The 14,547-nt window shown below is 60.3% G+C and carries 13 protein-coding genes; 3 read left to right on the forward strand and 10 right to left on the reverse strand.

The window, feature by feature from the left end; translation table 11 throughout:
- Window positions 1-24: 24 nt before the first annotated feature.
- The 3 genes from A6764_RS14565 to A6764_RS14575 form a co-directional block, all read right to left on the reverse strand.
- On the reverse strand, window positions 25-819 hold the full coding sequence (locus A6764_RS14565) for a carbon-nitrogen family hydrolase (RefSeq protein WP_065066150.1): 795 nt from the start codon (window positions 817-819) through the stop codon (window positions 25-27).
- A gap of 132 nt (window positions 820-951) precedes the next feature.
- The gene (locus A6764_RS14570) at window positions 952-1,236 is read right to left on the reverse strand and encodes a LysM peptidoglycan-binding domain-containing protein (RefSeq protein WP_029099299.1); all 285 of its coding nucleotides are present in this window, start codon (window positions 1,234-1,236) and stop codon (window positions 952-954) included.
- Window positions 1,237-1,513: 277 nt separating this feature from the next.
- Window positions 1,514-3,046 (reverse strand): fumarate hydratase, encoded by a 1,533-nt coding sequence (locus A6764_RS14575; RefSeq protein ID WP_035298157.1) that lies wholly within the window; start codon window positions 3,044-3,046, stop codon window positions 1,514-1,516.
- A gap of 284 nt (window positions 3,047-3,330) precedes the next feature.
- Between A6764_RS14575 and A6764_RS14580 the strand changes: the two genes are divergently transcribed.
- The 3 genes from A6764_RS14580 to A6764_RS14590 all read left to right on the forward strand — a co-directional run bounded on the left by A6764_RS14580 (window position 3,331) and on the right by A6764_RS14590 (window position 8,082).
- Window positions 3,331-5,265 carry an LTA synthase family protein gene (locus A6764_RS14580; RefSeq protein ID WP_065066149.1) on the forward strand — a complete coding sequence of 645 codons (1,935 nt, stop codon included), beginning with the start codon at window positions 3,331-3,333 and terminating at the stop codon, window positions 5,263-5,265.
- 111 nt (window positions 5,266-5,376) lie between these two features.
- A complete protein-coding gene (locus A6764_RS14585; protein ID WP_264622268.1) occupies window positions 5,377-7,359 on the forward strand; it encodes a beta-propeller domain-containing protein in 1,983 nt (660 codons plus the stop codon).
- Between the two features lie 36 nt (window positions 7,360-7,395).
- Window positions 7,396-8,082, forward strand: coding sequence for a tetratricopeptide repeat protein (locus tag A6764_RS14590; protein ID WP_065066145.1), 687 nt, complete (start codon window positions 7,396-7,398; stop codon window positions 8,080-8,082).
- A 27-nt stretch (window positions 8,083-8,109) separates the two neighbouring features.
- Here A6764_RS14590 and A6764_RS14595 read toward each other — a convergent pair whose 3' ends face one another.
- From A6764_RS14595 to A6764_RS14625, 7 genes are all read right to left on the reverse strand, one after another.
- Window positions 8,110-8,802: an MBL fold metallo-hydrolase gene (locus A6764_RS14595; RefSeq protein ID WP_065066144.1), complete on the reverse strand. Its 693-nt coding sequence runs from the start codon at window positions 8,800-8,802 to the stop codon at window positions 8,110-8,112.
- Between the two features lie 89 nt (window positions 8,803-8,891).
- Window positions 8,892-9,695, reverse strand: a complete 804-nt coding sequence (locus A6764_RS14600; RefSeq protein WP_370512094.1) for an ABC transporter ATP-binding protein — start codon at window positions 9,693-9,695, stop codon at window positions 8,892-8,894.
- Window positions 9,696-9,871: 176 nt separating this feature from the next.
- On the reverse strand, window positions 9,872-10,357 hold the full coding sequence (locus A6764_RS14605; RefSeq protein WP_141669559.1) for a hypothetical protein: 486 nt from the start codon (window positions 10,355-10,357) through the stop codon (window positions 9,872-9,874).
- 245 nt (window positions 10,358-10,602) lie between these two features.
- Window positions 10,603-12,132, reverse strand: a complete 1,530-nt coding sequence (locus A6764_RS14610) for an amino acid permease (RefSeq protein ID WP_029099287.1) — start codon at window positions 12,130-12,132, stop codon at window positions 10,603-10,605.
- A 19-nt stretch (window positions 12,133-12,151) separates the two neighbouring features.
- The gene (locus A6764_RS14615; protein WP_176703202.1) at window positions 12,152-12,289 is read right to left on the reverse strand and encodes a hypothetical protein; all 138 of its coding nucleotides are present in this window, start codon (window positions 12,287-12,289) and stop codon (window positions 12,152-12,154) included.
- A 70-nt stretch (window positions 12,290-12,359) separates the two neighbouring features.
- Window positions 12,360-13,127, reverse strand: a complete 768-nt coding sequence (locus A6764_RS14620) for an SDR family NAD(P)-dependent oxidoreductase (protein ID WP_044900148.1) — start codon at window positions 13,125-13,127, stop codon at window positions 12,360-12,362.
- A 14-nt stretch (window positions 13,128-13,141) separates the two neighbouring features.
- Entirely contained in the window at window positions 13,142-14,527 is a 1,386-nt protein-coding gene (locus A6764_RS14625) for a glutamine synthetase family protein (protein ID WP_065066142.1), read from the reverse strand.
- Window positions 14,528-14,547 lie beyond the last annotated feature (20 nt).

Here is a 14,547-nt window from a genome sequence, read left to right on the forward strand (position 1 = left end):
GCCGCGATGCCGGACAAGGCCGGACTACAGTTCGTACAGTTCGGTACGCCGATCGGCAAACACGGGAATCCGGCCCCGCACCTCGTCCACCAGCGCGAGGTCCAGTTCGGCGTAAACGATCTCCTCCTGCTGCATCCCTTCCGCGATCACTTCCCCCCACGGATTGACCACCATCGAATGGCCGCAGAAGGTGTTGCCGCCTCCCTCGCCGACGCGGTTGCAGGCGACGACGTACATCTGGTTTTCGATCGCGCGCGCAATCAGCAGTTGGCGCCAGTGATCCAGCCGGGGGTGGGGCCACTGCGCGGGCACGCACATCACTTTGGCCCCTTTGAGGGCGTGGACGCGCAGCCACTCCGGAAAGCGGATGTCGTAACAGATGACGGAACCCGCCGTCTGTCCGTCCAGTATGTACAATCCGGGCTTCTCTCCCGCCGCCAGATACTTTTCTTCGTCCATCAGGCGAAACAGGTGGGCTTTGGAATAGCTCCCCGCCAGATTTCCTTCCCGGTCAAACACAAACGTGGTGTTGTAGACGCGTCCGTCCCGGCGTTCGGCAACGGAACCGCCGATGACGTGGGCCTTTAGCTGCACGGCGACTTCCCGCAGCAGCGCTTTTGCCCGTTCTCCGTTGTCGTCGGCGATCTCGTCCAGACGGGTCAGATCGTACCCCGTGTCCCACAGTTCAGGCAAAACCACCAGATCCGGCTGCTGCTCCGCCTCCGCCAATTGATTCACCAACCTGCGCACCGTTGCCGCGTTCAGATCCGGCCGGCCGAAAGCGATATCCATCTGCAGCAAGGCAACATTCCACTTCATGCGTTTCCCCCCTATCTGTATTGTCTTTATCGTAGCTTTCCGCTATCTGGAGTTCAAGCATAATGTCTAGTGGCGCAGGCTTCCGGCGCGAAAAAAATCCCGAGGAAGCTCCTCGGGAGACGAACGGGTCGTTTACGTACGGGGGCGCGGGCGGCCTTCCAGACGGGAAACGCGCACTTCCAGGCGGTCCACGCGGCGGTCCAGATCGCGTACCTGTCCCTCCAGGCGGCGCAGGCGGCGGTCCACGTCATCACGCGGCGGTGTCGGCGTCTCGCGGATCGGAATGAAAAGCGTCTGTCCAATGTAGATATAGTACGGAGGCTGGAGGTTGTTGGCGCGGATCAGTTCCTGCACCGACACTCCAAAGCGGGCGGCGATGGAATTGAGCGTGTCACCGGGTCGGACTACATAATTCACGCATGACCAACTCCTTTTTGGGGTTCTGATTCGTTATTAACCTATGCCCGCCCGCGGAGCGAGGAAATAAACCAATACCCATTTTCGCCAGATTGGTCAAACACCCATGAAATTCGCCGTGGCAGGCTCCGCCCAACCACGGCAACCCCGACGGACGAACGTTTGCGGCGAGGCGGCGGGTGACGGTTGCGCCGCAGAACAGCCCCCCTGGCACGGGCGAAAAAAACCTTTGGCCCCGCAGCGGGTGACCAAAGGTTTTTTGTGCGTGTATCCGTTTTTATTTGAAGACCGGCTCGGCAAACTGCGCCAGCTTTTCCTTCGAGCTTTTTTCCACGTCGGCGTGCAGGCTGTTGCCGTGCGCATCCATCGTGACGATGGCGGCAAAGCCCTTGACGCGCAGGTGCCACATCGCTTCCGGAATGCCGAACTCCATAAAGTCGACGCCTTCCACTTCTTCAATACAATCGGCGTAGTACTGGGCCGCACCGCCGATCGCATTGAGGTAGACGGCACCGTGTTCCTGCAGCGCCTTCAGCGTTTTGGCTCCCATGCCGCCTTTTCCGATGACGGCGCGGATGCCGAATTTCTTGATGATGTCGCCTTGGTACGGCTCCTCGCGAATCGACGTGGTCGGACCGGCTGCCTTCACGTGCCACTTGCCCGCTTCGTCTTTCAGCATCACCGGACCGCAGTGGTAGATGATGCCGCCGTTCAGGTCGACCGGGCAGTCGTGATCCATCAGGTACTTGTGCAGGGCGTCGCGTCCCGTGTGCATCAGGCCGTTGATGATGACCACGTCGCCCACTTTCAGGCTGCGGATCTGCTCTTCCGTGATCGGTGCCTCCAGCACCACTTCGCGGCGTTCGCCGGCTGGCTGCTCGATGGCGGCCGGCGTCATGTCCATGGGGACCTCTTCATCCTTGTACAGATAGCGGATGATCTCGCCCGTCTCCGCGTTGAGGCGCACGCCCTGACGGCGGAACGCCCAGCAGTTGTAGGCAACGGAGACGAAGAAGCTGGCCGGCAGGCGGTTTTCCACGCCGATTTTGCAGCCGAGGAGCGTGGAATTGCCGCCGAAGCCCATCGTCCCGATCCCCAGTTGGTTGGCCGCTTCCATGATGTAATTCTCCAGTTCGGCCAGGGTCGGGTTGGGGTTGACGTCGTCGACGCGGCGGAACAGTTGGTGCTTGGCCAGCGCGTAACCGGACGTCCGGTCGCCGCCGATGCCGACGCCGATGAAGCCGGCACTGCAGCCCTGTCCTTGCGCCTGGTAGACGGCGTGCAGGATGCACTTGCGAATGCCGTCCAGGTCGCGGCCCGCCTTGCCGAGCCCCTCCAGTTCACAGGGGAGCGAGTACTGGATGTTCTTGTTTTCGCAGCCGCCCCCCTTGAGGATCAGTTTGACTTCGATCTCGTCTTCTTCCCACTGTTCAAAGTGAATGACCGGCGTACCCGGTCCCAGGTTATTTCCGCTGTTTTCACCGGTGAGGGAGTCCACGGAATTGGGACGCAGTTTCCCGGTTTTGGTCGCTTCGGCAATCGCTTCGTGAATCGCCTTTTTGATCACCAGTTGATTGACGCCGACCGGCGTTTTGATTTCAAAGGTTGGCATGCCGGTATCCTGGCAGATCGGCGAGACGTTTTCCTCCGCCATCGTGATGTTTTGCGCAATGGTGGACAGAGACAGAGCGGCACGGGTGCCCATATCTTCTTTCGCTTTCGCGGCGTTGATCGCGCGGCGCACGTCCGGCGGCAGATTGGTGGACGTCTCCGTGATCAGTTCCAGAATGCTTTGCTTTAGCTTTTCCATCTATGTCGCCCCTTTTTGACCAAGTGGTGTGCGAGGTATCGTAAACCGCCTCTTATTATATCACACCCGCTCCCCTCTGTCCGTAGAATGTATGCACTTGCGGAGCGGTTCGGAAAAATCCAGGAAATTTATTTGGCTTGTGAACCGGCGCAAAGGGGATTATCATGTCAAGAGGGGATGATCGACAGAAAGGGTTCACGCTAGAAAAAAGGATGAACAGCGATTTTGGAAGAATATGTTAAACACGAGGACAAGGTTTGTTCAGAGAGTGGAGAGGTAGGGTCATGAAAGGAAAACAGCTTGTACGAAACATCACCTTCTTGCTCCAGGCGAAGATCGACTTCATCCTGCTCGTCGCCATCTTTGCCTGGAAAGTGCCGTTGTTTTACCGCATCGTCAACATGAATCTGGACGGCACCGTGTACGCCATTTCCCTGTTGGTCGTGGCAAGCCTGTTGATCTGCCGCAACGCGTTTCCGTTTGCCTTCCGGTTTGCGTATGTGATGCTGGTCGACCTGGTTTTGAGCACTCTGATGTTTATCGATTCCATTTACCACAGCTACTTCCACGACGTCACGTCGATCAGCCTGCTGCGCCAGATCGGGCAGGTCAACGAAATCAGCGGCAGCATCTGGACGCTGGCGGACGGGAAGTATCTGCTTTATTTTGTCGACATTCCGCTGCTGATCCTCTTGTACCGTTTCAAGATGAAGCAGATGCTGTCTGCGCATCGCGGACCGGTCTGGAAAACGGCAAGCCGGATCTTCGCCATGGCGATCGTGTTTCTCTTGGTGTTCGGTTCCACCTTCAACATCGAGCGGACGCTGGCGAAGGTGCCTTCCCTGCTGGACTCCCGCTATTCCAACAAGGCGGTCCTGCAGGAATTGGGCATTTACCACTATCACCTGTTTGACATCTATCAATACGTGAACCGCGCCCTGAAGAACCGAAAGGCCACACCCGAAGAGATCAACGACGTGAAGACATGGTTTGCCGCCGAAAACGGCAAATGGCAGCCCGGCCCGCTGTTCGGAAAGGCGAAGGGGCAAAACCTGATCGTCATCCAGGAAGAATCGCTGCAGGCGTTTGTCGTGAATCTGAAGGTAAACGGTCAGGAAGTGACGCCCAATCTGAACAAGCTGGTCCGCGAAGGCGTCTACTATCCCAACTACTACGACCAGACGTACCACGGCCGCACGTCCGACGGCGAATTTACGTCGCTTGTGTCGCTCTACCCGTCTTCGGTTCCCGGCAGCATTTACTTTAACTTTGTCGAAAACGAGTTTGATTCGCTGCCCAAGGCGCTCAAGCGGGAGGGGTACACCACCTTTTCGGCGCACGCCTACGCCGGCTCCTTTTGGAACCGCGCGGTGATGCACCGCAAGCTCGGTTTCGAACAGTCCATGTTCATGGAGAATCTGGAAGACGGCGAAAAGGTCGGCTGGGGCTTGTCGGACCGGGACTTCTTCAAGCAGATCAACGAAAAGCTGACGGAACTGCCGCAGCCGTTCTTCGCCTTCCTGATCTCGCTCTCCAACCACCATCCGTTCAACGAAGTGCCGGCCGCCTACAAAACGCTTCAGTTGGGCGAGCTGGAAGGAACGATGATGGGCGATTACCTGCATTCCGTGCACTATGCGGATCAGGCGCTCGGCGAATTTATCGAATCGCTGAAAAAAAGCGGACTGTACGACTCCTCCGTGCTGGCCGTGTACGGCGACCACGACGCCGGTCTGCCCGACGCGGAACTGGCGCGCATCGGCATCCGGCCGCAGTACGACAAGCAGTACGACAAGGTGCCCCTGGTGATTTACAGCTCCGCCTTGGGCAAGAAAAACGGGACCGTCGATGAACAGGTTGCCGGCCATCTGGATTTGACCCCTTCGCTCCTGTACCTGTTGGGCGTTCCCCAGGAAGGCCATTACTTCATGGGGCAGCGACTCTTCGATGTTCCCTCCGGCAGCAACAAGCAGGTGGTCTTCCGGGACGGCTCCTACGTGACGCAGAACCGGGTGTTTCTGGTCCAGAACGGCCTGTGGGAGGAGGGCCAGTACCTGGACAGAACCAGCGGCAAACCGGTCGACGGACAAGGGGCGCAGGAAGCCACGCTGGCGGCGCAAAACCGGCTGCGCATCTCCGATTTGATCCTGGAGAGCAACCTGATCCCCGCTTTGCAGAACGGCACGGCGGCGGTCACCGACAGAAATCCTCCGCAATAACCCGGCACACGTGCAAACCCGGCACGCCTGCCGGGTTTTTTGCCGTCTTCGGACGGCGCTGAAACATTTTCGTTGAGCTGCCGTCTTATGAGTATCGAAAGGGGGATCTGCATGAAAAAACCCATCGCGTGGTTCTTGGCCGGCGCCCTCCTGTTTGCGGCCGTGCCTGCCTTTGTCGCCGCCGTCGGGATCGGCGACGAAGAGGCGGCCGCCGCCGGCACAGACGAGCTGCCGGTCGTCGGTTCGTACGACCATCTGAAGAAGCTGCTGAAAACCAATTGGAAGCAGCGCGCCTACCTCTACCCCACCAGAGACTTGGCCATGGAAACACAGAGCGCGGCGTCCGCGGCCCCTCCCGTCGCGGGCGGCAGCACCGGCAGGAACGCCGCCTATTCCACGACCAACGTCCAGGTGCAGGGCGTCGACGAAGCGGACGTGGTCAAGACGGACGGCACCTATCTGTATCAGGCGACACCGGACGACGTGCGGATCATCCGGGCCGCTCCCGCGAGCCACATGGAGCTGATGAGCCGTCTGACCTACGAGGACGGCCAGTTCGACCCGCTCGAAATCTATGTGGACGAGAAGCGGCTGATCGTGATCGGCCACTCGAACGCTCCCGCGCTGCGCGGCGATTCCCGCCTCGCCGCTCACGTGCCGGTGACGGTGCAGGCGCTGGTGTACGACATCGGGGACAAGCAGCATCCGAAGCTGACGCGGCGGCTGGAACTGGACGGCCAGTACCTCTCCTCCCGCAAAATCGGCTCCAGCCTCTACCTGACCGCCAACAAGCGGATCGATCCCTCCCTCATCCTGGAACAGAAGGAAGAAGCGCCGGGACCGGTCTATCGCGACAGCGTCCGGGGTGACGGCTACCGGACCGTCCCCTATCAGGAGATCCGCTATTTCCCGGAGGCGCTCCAACCGGATTACCTGCTGGCAGCGGGCGTCAACCTGGACGATCCCCGCCAGCCCATGTCGGTGCACGCCTATCTGGGCGCGGGCGAAAACATCTACGCCTCTCCCGGCAATCTGTACGTCGCCGTCACCGAACAGCCGGCTCCTGCCCGGGACGTCAAACCGTTCGAGCGGGCGCTCCTGTCCCGACCGCTGCCGCCCGACAACGCCAGGACGGCCGTGTACCGGTTTGCGCTGAAAGCCGGCGCGCTGTCCTTTACCGGCAAAGGTTCGGTTCCCGGCCGCATCCTCAACCAGTTCTCCATGGACGAACACGGCAAGTACCTGCGGATCGCCACCACCAGCGGCGATGTCTGGCGCACGGACGAAGGCATCTCGAAAAACAACCTGTACGTGCTGGACGACCGGTTGAACGTCACGGGCAAGCTGGAAGGCATCGCGCCGGGGGAACGCATCTACTCGGTCCGCTTCATGGGCGATCGGGCGTACGTGGTCACGTTTCAAAAAGTGGACCCGCTGTTTGTCATCGACCTGAAGCAGCCCAATGCTCCCGCTGTTTTGGGCGCGCTGAAAATCCCCGGCTACAGCGACTACCTGCACCCCTACGACGAACACCACATCATCGGCTTCGGCAAGGATGCGGTCGCTGACAAGGAATGGGCCTTCTACCAGGGGATGAAAGTGGCGCTATTCGACGTCACGGACTTGAACAACCCGAAAGAGACGTTCAAGACGGTGATCGGCGATCGCGGCACGGAGTCGGAACTGCTGTCCAACCACAAGGCCCTGCTCTTCTCCCCGGAGAAGCACCTGCTCGCCTTCCCGGTTACGGTGCGGGAGCTGACGGACGCGCAAAAGGCAGCCGGCGATGTCCGCGAGCACGGACGGTTTGCTTTCCAGGGGGCGTACGTCTACCGGCTGGACCTGCAGCACGGCTTTACGCTGCGCGGCAGGATCACCCACCTGAGCGCGGCGGATTACAAGCAGGCCGGCGACGACTGGTACGAGAGCGAGAAAAACGTGCAGCGCATCCTCTTGATCGGCGATACGCTGTACACCGTATCCCGGGCTGCCGTCGAGGCCCACGACCTCTCCACGATGCAGAAGCTCGGCGGCCTTCCCCTTTTCCCATCGCCGCAAACATCTGTCACGCCAGCGGGATCTGTGCTAAGATGAAGAGGAGATGCAGCAGAGAGAAAGGGTGTCAACCGCTTGGAATACTTTGCCTTGAACGTGACTTCGACACTGTCTGGCGTGGCGGCCGTGCTGCTCGTGGCCTTCCTCAGGCTCCACTGGCCGTTTCGCTTTCAATACATCGGCAATCTGTACAAGCGCCATCCGGAAAAGCGGATGCGCTGGCTGGACGCCTCCTATCGGCGAAACCGCTCTCGTTCCGTGGCGATGCTGGACAAATCGACCCACGAGATCATGGCCGGCAATTACGAACTGGCGGAAAAGTACATCGTGCAGGGGCTGAACGTCTGCAAGGAACAGCCGTCCCTGTTTAACCAGGCGTTGATCCACTACCTGTTTTACAATCTGGCCTTCGTCTACTTCAGCCTCGGGCGGTACAGCGAGGCCCTGGAAATCGCGTTTCGCGTCTATCAGCGCGACCACGGCATGACCGACTCGCTCGGTGTGATCGCCTGCTCCCACGCCCGGCTGGGCGAGATCGACAGCGCGCTGGAAGCCTTCCGCCTGATCGACGGCAGGCGTTCGGCACGCGACTGGAAGCTGTTTTGCCTGGCCGAAATCGAAGCGGCCAAAGGCAACTATGAGCGGGCCATCACCCACGTGCACCAGTTGATGACGCATGCCGGTGTCTCGCTCTGCCTGAACCGGGCGGAGCTGGAAAAGCGTTTGCAAGAATGGACAAAAGCCTCTACCCATGCCGGGTGAGGCTTTTGTCTTGCGCTTGAAGGCGCTTTACGGCTGGCGGGCCAACGCAATCAGTTCCTGCAGAAACGGAGCGATGTCCCCCGAAAGAACGGTGCCGTGACCGGTGGCGAGCCGCTCAATCGGCCAGCCGAGCAGCATTTCCAGGCCTTCCGCCATGCCGGCCGCCTTCTCGGGCTCCTGCTCTTTCCAGCGAAGGAGAAACTGCCGCCACGATTCCCGCAGTTCCGCCCCGTAGTCGACCACCCGTTCCGCCGGCCTGGCAAAAAAGCTGAGGTGATCGCCGACAAAACAGACTTTGGTATCGGGGTCAAAAAAAGCGACGGAGCCTTCGGTATGAAACGGAAGATGGCGGAATTGCAGAAGCGGCAGGTCCCCACCGGAACCGGTAAACGTATGTCCGAACAAGGTTTGGGAAAAATCGTCCAACTCGTAGTAGTCTTCCAGGTGAATCCAATTGTGACGGGAGGGGAACAGGTCGGCGTTACCGATGTGGTCAGCGTGTCGGTGCGTGAAGTACACGTAACCGATCCGCTCCGGCTTGACTCCAATCTCCGCAAGCGCCTGCTGAAAATAGGGGCGGTGCTTGCGCAGATGGGAGTCAATCAGCACGAACGCGTCGTTTTTGGCGATGACGTAGCTGTTGATGTAGCTTTTCCAAGCTTCTTCATAGGTGAGAATCGCCCAGGTGGATTCGGCAATCAGCGCGGTAACATTGGTCAAGCCTCCATCTCTCCTCTCCTTCCGAAAATGCATTTCATTCTACCTCGTATTATACACGAATGCGGAGAGGCATGCGGCTGAAAAAGCGGCTAACGGGCGGACGCCGGCTCCGCCAGGCTGACCCAGGTTCTCCCCTGTACCTGCCGAATCGCGATCGGCACCCCGAAGAAGCGGCTCAGTTCGGCTTCCGTCAAGACGTCAACCGTGCGCCCCGCCCGATCCACTTCGCCGTTTTTCAGCAGCAGGGCATGCGTGAAGCACGGCAGAATCTCTTCGATGTGATGGGTGACGTACAAGAGCGTGGGACCGTCCGGCTGGCGGGCGATCCGGTCGATCATCTCCAGCAGTTGTTCCCGCGCCAGCAGGTCGAGACCGGTACACGGCTCATCCAGAATCAGGAGGCGCGGCGAAGCCATCAGCGCCCGCGCGATCAGCACCTTTTGCCGTTCTCCCTGGGAGAGCGTCCGGTACGGGCTGTGGATGAGCGATGCACAGCCAAACATCTCCAGCAGCTCTGCCGCTTTTTGCAGATCTTCCTCCTCCGGCGCAGTGTACAACCCGATGGTCGCCTCCCTCCCGCTGAGGACGACCCGCTGTGCCGTCTCGTGTTCGTGCAGTCGGGCCATCAGCGCGGAGCTGACCCAGCCGATGGATTTTCGCACCTCGCGGAGGTCCACCGTGCCGTACCGCTGTCCCATTACGGAGACCTGCCCCGTCGTCGGCCAGACGTAGCCGCAGATGATGTTGAGCAGGCTGGTCTTGCCGGAGCCGTTCTGCCCCACCAGACACCAGTGCTCCCCCTGTTTTACCTGCCAATCAATCCCGCGCAGGATATACCGGTCCTCTCGCTGCCAGGAAACGTCCCGCAGTTCGATGGCCAGTTGTTCGTTCATCTCTCTCCACTCCTTCTGCGAAAAATTGCGACTATTATGAGTATACTAGGAGCCCGGCGGAATGGCACGGATTTCTTTCCGCCGGGTGCAGGGAACGGCTGCCATCCGGGAAAGGCAAAACAGCCCTCCCGGCAAAGAGGGCTGCGGGATGGCTGTTTCTGGCGGCTGCCGGCTTTTCAGACCAGTCCGCTGTTTTCCAGGCGGGTGTGCTCCGGTCCCTGCGGCGCTTCCCTGATAAACCGTTCGTAGGGCAGATAAACCGCCAAAAAGAGCGTAAAGCGTAGAGCAGCATCTCCACCACTTCCAGAAAACTGGTGACGAATCCGGTGCCGTTCAAATGCTCGGGCGGAAGCGAGGCGGCCTGCCACAGCGACACCAGCAGCGGCTTCAGGGCGGGCTCGACCGTTCGGAACGCCAGCACGCACAAGGTAAACAGCAGGGAACTGAGGACAACCCCCAAGAGCGAATACTGAATCCATTTGCCCCAGGCCATCTTCCCTTCGCGGTTCCACTGCTGCTTCATCAAACTGCACGACATTTTCATCAATGACCGAAGCGTACATCGACAGGACGATGAGGAAGTCGTTTTGCAGGTGTTGAAATGCCACAGCATCAGGGCAACCAGCAGCACGGGAAAACACGCAAGCAGTCGCTTTTGCCATATGCCGAGTTCCACGCGAATTGACCACCTTTCCAGACAGGTTGCGATTGGAGAAAGGAAAAGAGAGGGAGAGTTCCGCACGCGGACGCCCCCCTCTCTCTTTTGTCAGGCAAACTGCGGTTTAGTTGTCAAACACAACTTCTCATATTTTGCTAAAAACGGCTCTTTTGTCATATCATCACCCGCTTATGTGCTGGCATTCACATGGAAACAGCCCCTCCAATCGGAAGGGCTGGACGTTTTCTCTCATTTGCCGAACCGCGATTCCTGTCGCTTGATCTCCTCCGCCGTCGTGTCGAGCGCCGCCTGCGGGCCGGGGAAGCGGCGATGGTAGTAGGCCAGATCCATGACCAAGAGGAGCAGGAACATGCCGATCAGGGCAAACCCTGCGTTTTGATTGGGCGGAATCACCATCACGACGCTGATGAAGACGATCCAGACGAGACTGAGCACGTTGATCGGCCTGCTCCATGTGCCGAGGTTCCAGGGGCCGTAGTGCTGGGGCCGGAACAGTCCTTTTGCCTCCGCCCGCAGTTTCAGGTAGAGCGGGATGCCGTAGGCGACGTAAAGACCGACGACGCTGACTGCGGTGAGGAAGGCGAGCGTGGTGTAGCTGGTGTCCGGATTGATCCGTTTCAGGATGTAGTCAAACAGCGCCAGGGCAAAGGAGAGGATCACCACCAGCCAGATCGCCTTGGCCGGCGTGCGGTATCGGACGGAGATTTCCGCCCAGTGGCGGCTCCACGGAATACCCTTGTCGCGGGAAAACGCGTACAGCATCCGCGAAAACGAGGTGACCGACGAGAGGCCGCAGAACCACATCGCAAACGTCACCAGCCAAAGCACCGCCGTCCCGAACGTCCCGCCCAGCGCTTCGCTGATGACGTGGATGAAGGCGTTTTCCGCCCCGCTCGCGGCAGCTGCGTCCTTGATGGAGAGGGTCACAAAGGCCAGCATCACAAACCCGAAAATGAACGAAAAGGCCACGGAACTGAAAATGCCCCAGGCGGCGCGAACCCGCGGGTTGATCGTTTCCTCGATCGTGTGGGCGGACGCGTCGTAGCCGGTAAACGTCCACTGCGCCTGCAAAAGGCCGATCAGGAACGCCAGGGCGTACGGTTGGTCGGAGAAGGTCTGCCCCACCTGAAACAGGTACGCCAGCGGCTGCAGCTCGTGCCGGGAGAAAAAGGCCAGGCTGCCGACCAGAATGACGACGACGCCGATGTGGTACCAGGCGGAAAAGTCGTTCAGCCTGGCGACGAGGCGAATCCCGATGTGATTGAACGCGCCGTGCAAAAGCAAGGTGATCCCGAACAGCACCAGGGTCGTCGTCTCCGATGACGTGTACCCGAACGCGCCGGCCAGGAGCGGATCGGCGAACAGGGCGAACGAGTAGTCAATGCCGGCGACGATCCCGATCTGGCCGATCAGGTTGATCCAGGCCGTGTACCAACCCCAGCGCTTGTTGGCGAGGACGGCCGCCCAGTGGTACAGCGCTCCCGCGGTCGGGATGGCGGAGGCCAGTTCGGCCATGGAAGCCGCGATCAGCAGGACGAACAGGGCGACGATCGTCCAGCCGAAGCCCATCATGCCCGGCCCGCCGTAGGTCAGGCCGTGGCCGTAGAGCGACACCGCTCCGGTGAGTATCGAGATGATGGAAAAGGAGATGGCGAAATTGGAGAATCCCCCCATGTCACGCAGCAGTTCCTGGGCATACCCGAACCTGTTCAGGTCCTTTTTGTCCTCCAGAATCTGCCGCTGTTTGTCCCGTTGCATCCGCGACTCCTCCTTTCGCTCAGGTGTTCCGGTTGGAACCGATAAAGCTCTCGTGCCGGCTTTCGTCAAACCGGCGGACGCTTTCGTTGGCGCGGTAGCCGATGGCGACCGCCACGCCGATTGTCAGCAGCACCAGGACCAGGCCCAGCAGCATCATCCCGCTCCCCTCCCCCTGTTGGTTTGAAGCCCGTCTCGGGTGAAACGCACGCCGCGAGCAGCCGGGCCGCTTAAAAGTAGTTGCAGGTGATGCCGCCGTCCACGTTCAGAATCGCCCCGTTGGTCCAGTCGGACTCGTCGGAGGCGAGATAGACGGCGCAGTGGACGATGTCTTCCGGTTTGCCGAAACGGCCGGACGGCTGCCGGCCCAGACGGATGCGCCGGGCCTCCTCGTCGCTGACCAGCCATTCGGTCAACAGCGGCGTTTCGATCGGACCGGGACAGATGGCGTTGGCACGGACGCCTTTGGGACGGAATTGGATGGCCAGCGAGCGCGTCAGCGAAACGACCGCCCCTTTGGAAGCGGTGTAGGCATCCTGCGGGACGCTGCAGCCCATGAAGGCGACGAACGAGGCGATGTTGATGATCGAGCCTTTTCCCTGCCGGATCATCGCCGGGATCACGTGCTTGCACATCAGGAACGTGCCGCGCACGTTGACGGCCATCACGCGGTCCCACACCTCGACGGGCGTATCCAGGACGGAGTGATCCTCCGCAGGCATGATCCCCGCATTGTTGTACAGGACGTCAATCCTGCCGTACCGCTCCAGGGTGGCGCTTACGGCCGCCTTGACGCTCTCCTCGTCGGCCACATCGCAGACGAACAGCGACGCCTCGCCGCCTGCCGCCTGTACCCGTTCCACCGTCGTCTGGCCGGACGTTTCACTGATTTCAAAGACGGCCACCCTGGCTCCTTCGGCCGCAAACATGACCGCCGCCGTTTGTCCCATGCCGCTGCCTGCTCCGGTGATGACACACACTTTGTCCTGCAAACGCATGCCTGTACGCCTCCTCATCCCTGTTCGAAATAACGGGCCCGCTCCCACGCCGTCACCACGGCGTTGAACGCCTGCTGTTCCACGCGGGCCATGTTGTAGTAGTGGTCGGCAACCGTTTCGCCAAACACGCGGCGAACCGCTTCGCTATCCCGCCACAAGGACATTGCCTCGTAGAGCGAGTACGGCACGCGCGGAACGCCCTCGGCCGCGTACGCGTTGCCCCGCCACTCCTCCGGCAGCGACCGCTTTTCCTCCACGCCCAGCAAGCCCGATCCGATCATGGCCGCGTACGCCAGATACGGGTTGATGTCCGCGCCCGGAATCCGCGACTCGATTCGCAGGCTGCTGCCCTCGCCCACGATGCGGAAGCCGGCGGTGCGGTTGTCACGGCTCCACACCGCATGCACCGGAGCCCAGCTCTCCGGGGCGTAGCGCTTGTACGCGTTGACCGTCGAGGCGTAGCAGAGCGAAAACTCCCGCACATGGGCCATCACCCCGGCGAGGAAATGCTGCATCAGCGCCGACATGCCGTACGGCTGGCTCTGGGCATCAAAAAACAGATTGCGGCTGCCGTCCGCATCCCACAAGCTGAGGTGAAGATGGCCGCTGGAGCCGGTCCACTGGTGATGCGGTTTGGCCATAAACGTAACGGCGTGATCCTCCAGGATGCAGATTTCCTTTGCCCCGTGCTTGAACAGCACGTGCCAGTCGGCCGACTGCAGCGCATCCGTATACTGGATGTTGATCTCGTGCTGGCCGGCATGCGCCTCTCCCTTGGACGATTCGACGGGAATGCCCGCTTCCTGCATAAAACTGCGAATTTTCCGTAAAATCTTCTCATTTCTCGTCCCCTGCAGCAGATTGTAGTCCTCGTTGTAGTGGCCGGCTGGCCGCAGCTCCTCGTACCCGCCGCGATGAATCTCTTCGTAGGTCTGCCGGAACAGGTAAAACTCCAGCTCGCTCGCCATGAACGGCCTGAATCCCAGCTTTGCCGCTTTTTCCAACTGCTGTTTCAGCACGCTGCGCGGCGCGATGGGAATCAACTGGCCGGTCTGTTCGTCCACCGCGTCGGCCAGGACCAGCGCCGTCTTTTCCTGCCAGGGCACGATCCTCAGCGTGCTCCAGTCGGGCCTCGCCAGCCAATCGCCGTACCCGCTCTCCCAGTTCATCAGCGCGTAGCCGGGCGGCGTGTTCATCTCCATGTCGGTCCCCAACAGGTAGGTGCAGAAGTGCGTCCCTTTGCGCAGACCGCCGCGCAGACAGTAATCGGCCGTCAACCGCTTCCCCATCAGACGCCCCTGCATGTCGACGATGGCGATCATCAGATTGTCGATCTCTCCCCTGCGCATGGCGTGCTCCAATTCCTCCACGCTCAGCAGTCCCTTCGCGGACTCCGTCATTGGTACCCCCTCCTCTCTGA

It is taken from the genome of Brevibacillus sp. WF146 (genome assembly GCF_001673705.2).
GTDB classification, from domain to species: domain Bacteria; phylum Bacillota; class Bacilli; order Brevibacillales; family Brevibacillaceae; genus Brevibacillus; species Brevibacillus thermoruber.